4 protein-coding genes are annotated in these 2,742 nt (G+C 51.8%); 2 read left to right on the top strand and 2 right to left on the bottom strand.

The features are described 5' to 3' along the window. Positions 1 to 609: universal stress protein (locus tag VIN66_RS06815; RefSeq protein ID WP_331923277.1), on the top strand; the 609-nt coding region annotated here is incomplete at its 5' end. 64 nt (positions 610 to 673) lie between these two features. Here the strand turns inward: VIN66_RS06815 and VIN66_RS06820 are convergent. Both VIN66_RS06820 and VIN66_RS06825 read right to left on the bottom strand, forming a co-directional pair. Further along, the gene (locus VIN66_RS06820; RefSeq protein ID WP_331923278.1) at positions 674 to 949 is read right to left on the bottom strand and encodes a hypothetical protein; all 276 of its coding nucleotides are present in this window, start codon (positions 947 to 949) and stop codon (positions 674 to 676) included. Beyond that, on the bottom strand, positions 904 to 1,785 hold the full coding sequence (locus tag VIN66_RS06825; protein ID WP_331923279.1) for an SLC13 family permease: 882 nt from the start codon (positions 1,783 to 1,785) through the stop codon (positions 904 to 906). The genes VIN66_RS06820 and VIN66_RS06825 overlap by 46 nt, the downstream gene beginning before the upstream one ends. 455 nt (positions 1,786 to 2,240) lie before the next feature. Between VIN66_RS06825 and VIN66_RS06830 the strand changes: the two genes are divergently transcribed. Beyond that, positions 2,241 to 2,742, top strand: a 502-nt coding sequence (locus tag VIN66_RS06830; protein WP_331923280.1) for a universal stress protein, incomplete at its 3' end; no start/stop codon positions are given.

Consider the following 2,742-nt stretch of genomic DNA (forward strand, 5'->3'; position numbering starts at 1 on the left):
TTCGGCAGCGATGATATGAACCTGTTGCGCGAGTGCCCATGTCCAGTCTGGCTCGTCAAACCGCAGGCGGAACAGTCCTACAAGCGTGTCCTGGCAGCGGTCGATGTGGCCTACGGGTATCCGCCAGCGGAGCTGGAAACACACCAGGTCCTGAACCAACAAATTCTTGAAATAGCCGCTTCGTTGGCACTATCCGACTTTGCCGAGCTGCACGTCGTGCATGCTTGGCAGGCGCCCGATGAAAGCACCATGCACGGCGTTTTGCATACCCCGAAAGCGAAAATCGCTGCTTACGTAGAGCAGGAGAGGCGCAGGAACAAGGCCAGCCTGGATGAACTCATGCGTAGTGTCCCTTGCACGTTAGATAGAAATGCTGCGGACTATATTAACCCCATAACACATCTGGTGAAAGGATCGGCCAGTATAGAGATTCCAGCGCTGGCCAAAGAGCTCGCGGCCGATGTTATCGTTATGGGGACGGTGGCCCGCACCGGCGTCCCGGGATTCTTCATGGGTAACACGGCTGAGACGATCCTGAATCAGATCGATTGTTCGGTGCTCGCCATCAAACCACCCGGTTTTGAAACACCAGTTACAGTGACTGATTGACCATCGCCAGGATCTGCTCCGGCCCGGAGACCGATTCGGTATCGATAGTTACAGTGTAGCCCTGCTAATCCGCATCAAGTCCCGCGTAGGTCGCGAGCTGATGCTCAAGCACGCTGAGATCTGCTTCCGAAATATCGCTGCCTGCACGCTCGCGGTTCCGAATGCGCTGTCGAAGCACATCGGCCAGTGTCAGGCCGCCACCCATGAGTAATAACACACCCCAGTGAATACCTTTTTCCAGTGCTTTCCAGTTAACACAGGTAGTCAGCATCAAAGCCACTAAGGCGATAACCGCTACTGCCTCGGCTTTATAATAAGTGCCGCTGGCAAAGCCAGCCATTCGCCCAGCATGGGCCCGAACAACCACAACATCAGGGTAAGCGCTATCACCCATAGAGTGCGTTTACCATTGAGCGTCATTGGCAATTCTTCACCAGGATCGAAGTTAGTGTGTTTTTGCTCAGGACGGTATGTCCACCATAAAACAGGAATGGTCAGCAGCATGGTAAAACTGACCGGCATACCACAGGCTAACCATTCAAGGTAACTGATATTGAGCAGTCCGGCAGCAATGGCGTTCGGTGGTGAACCTATCAGTGTTGCCACGCCACCAATGCTGGCACCGTAGGCAACACCGAGTAACAACACGCGAGAAAGGTTTTTATCCGCCAGTTGACGGTTGATAATGCCGATGACCACAGGTAACAATAAAGCCGTCGTGGCAGTGTTTGAGATAAACATCGAAAGAACAGCAGAGATCAGCATAAAGGCAATCAGTAAACTAATGCTACGATTACCCGCCATGCCCAGGACATACCGCGCCAGCCGGCGATCAACCCCATTAACCTCAACCGCCACAGCCAGTGCATAACCGCCAAGTACAAGAAACAGCACGGGACTACCAAATGATTGAAAGGCGTTATTAACTTCAAACACACCGACAATAGCCAGCGCCACCGGAATGAGTATCGCCGTCATAGAAAGCGGCAACGCCTCGGTTATCCATAATACAGCGGCAAACATGGTCACTGATAATGCGCCAGCGATACGCTCTCCCTGTGGCAGAACGAACCAGTAGACTAGTCCTGCCAACAAAAATGCCGCAACAATAGGCCATAACAAAACAAGGCGAAATTTTGCGCCTGCAGTCTGATTGCTCTGTGATTCTTGTTTCATAATAAATCCAGTCGCTAGCTTAGTTGCCTTGAAGAAACGCTTCGAGCGCTCTTATTCGTCTTTAAGTTCTTTGATGTCATAATCGTTCTCACCCGAGGCTTATGAACAATTTGGACCATTTCAGACTCATTAATATTGGACAAGGCTCAAAGGCACCGTTACAGTAATTGCCCTAGACAGGGTGTCAGAATGGTTGAATCTCCAAACTGACGCCCATCAAGTAGCGATCCGCGGTGATCGCCGGTAGCGAAAGCGAAGGATAGTTAAAATGGTAGCTGAACTCCCAACGGGTCTTTTACACCTGAGCCTGGCCTTGTTCTCTATGGTGCTACTGTTGGTTCTTCTGGTTTTCCGGCGCTGGAAAGCAGCGGAGGCCTGGGCCGCGGGAATGCTGTGCGCATTGATAATGGATCGGCTTCCAGCAGCCCCACCTCAGATGGTGATGGTTACCGTTAATGGATTGGCGAAAGCTGATCGATGAAGCAAGTGAAATGACGATTTTCAGAAATATTCTTTGTGTAGTGGACATCAGAGAAGATTGTACGACTGCCCTGGAACGCGCTGTTACGCTGGCTGAGAACAACCAGGCCTGCCTGACCGTTGTCAAAGTGGTTAGTCGCATGACTGCCAGCATCGGTATGCACGAAGGGGGCCCGATTTCTGCCGATCTTCAATCCGCAATCGAAGCCAGCCACTCGCAGGAACTGGAAACATTGATAGAGCCCTATCGTCAACAGATTCCGATTAAAACAAAAGTGCGCAACGGCACCCGTTTTCTGGAAATTATCCGCCAGGTGATCAGTGACGGGCATGATTTAGTGATCAAGGCACCCGAAAAACTGGCATGGTTAGACCGCTTGTTCGGCAGCGATGATATGAACCTGTTGCGCGAGTGCCCATGTCCAGTCTGGCTCGTCAAACCGCAGGCGGAACAGTCCTACAAGCGTGTCCTGGCAG

It is taken from the genome of Rheinheimera sp., from assembly GCF_036568245.1.
Lineage (GTDB): Bacteria > Pseudomonadota > Gammaproteobacteria > Enterobacterales > Alteromonadaceae > Alishewanella.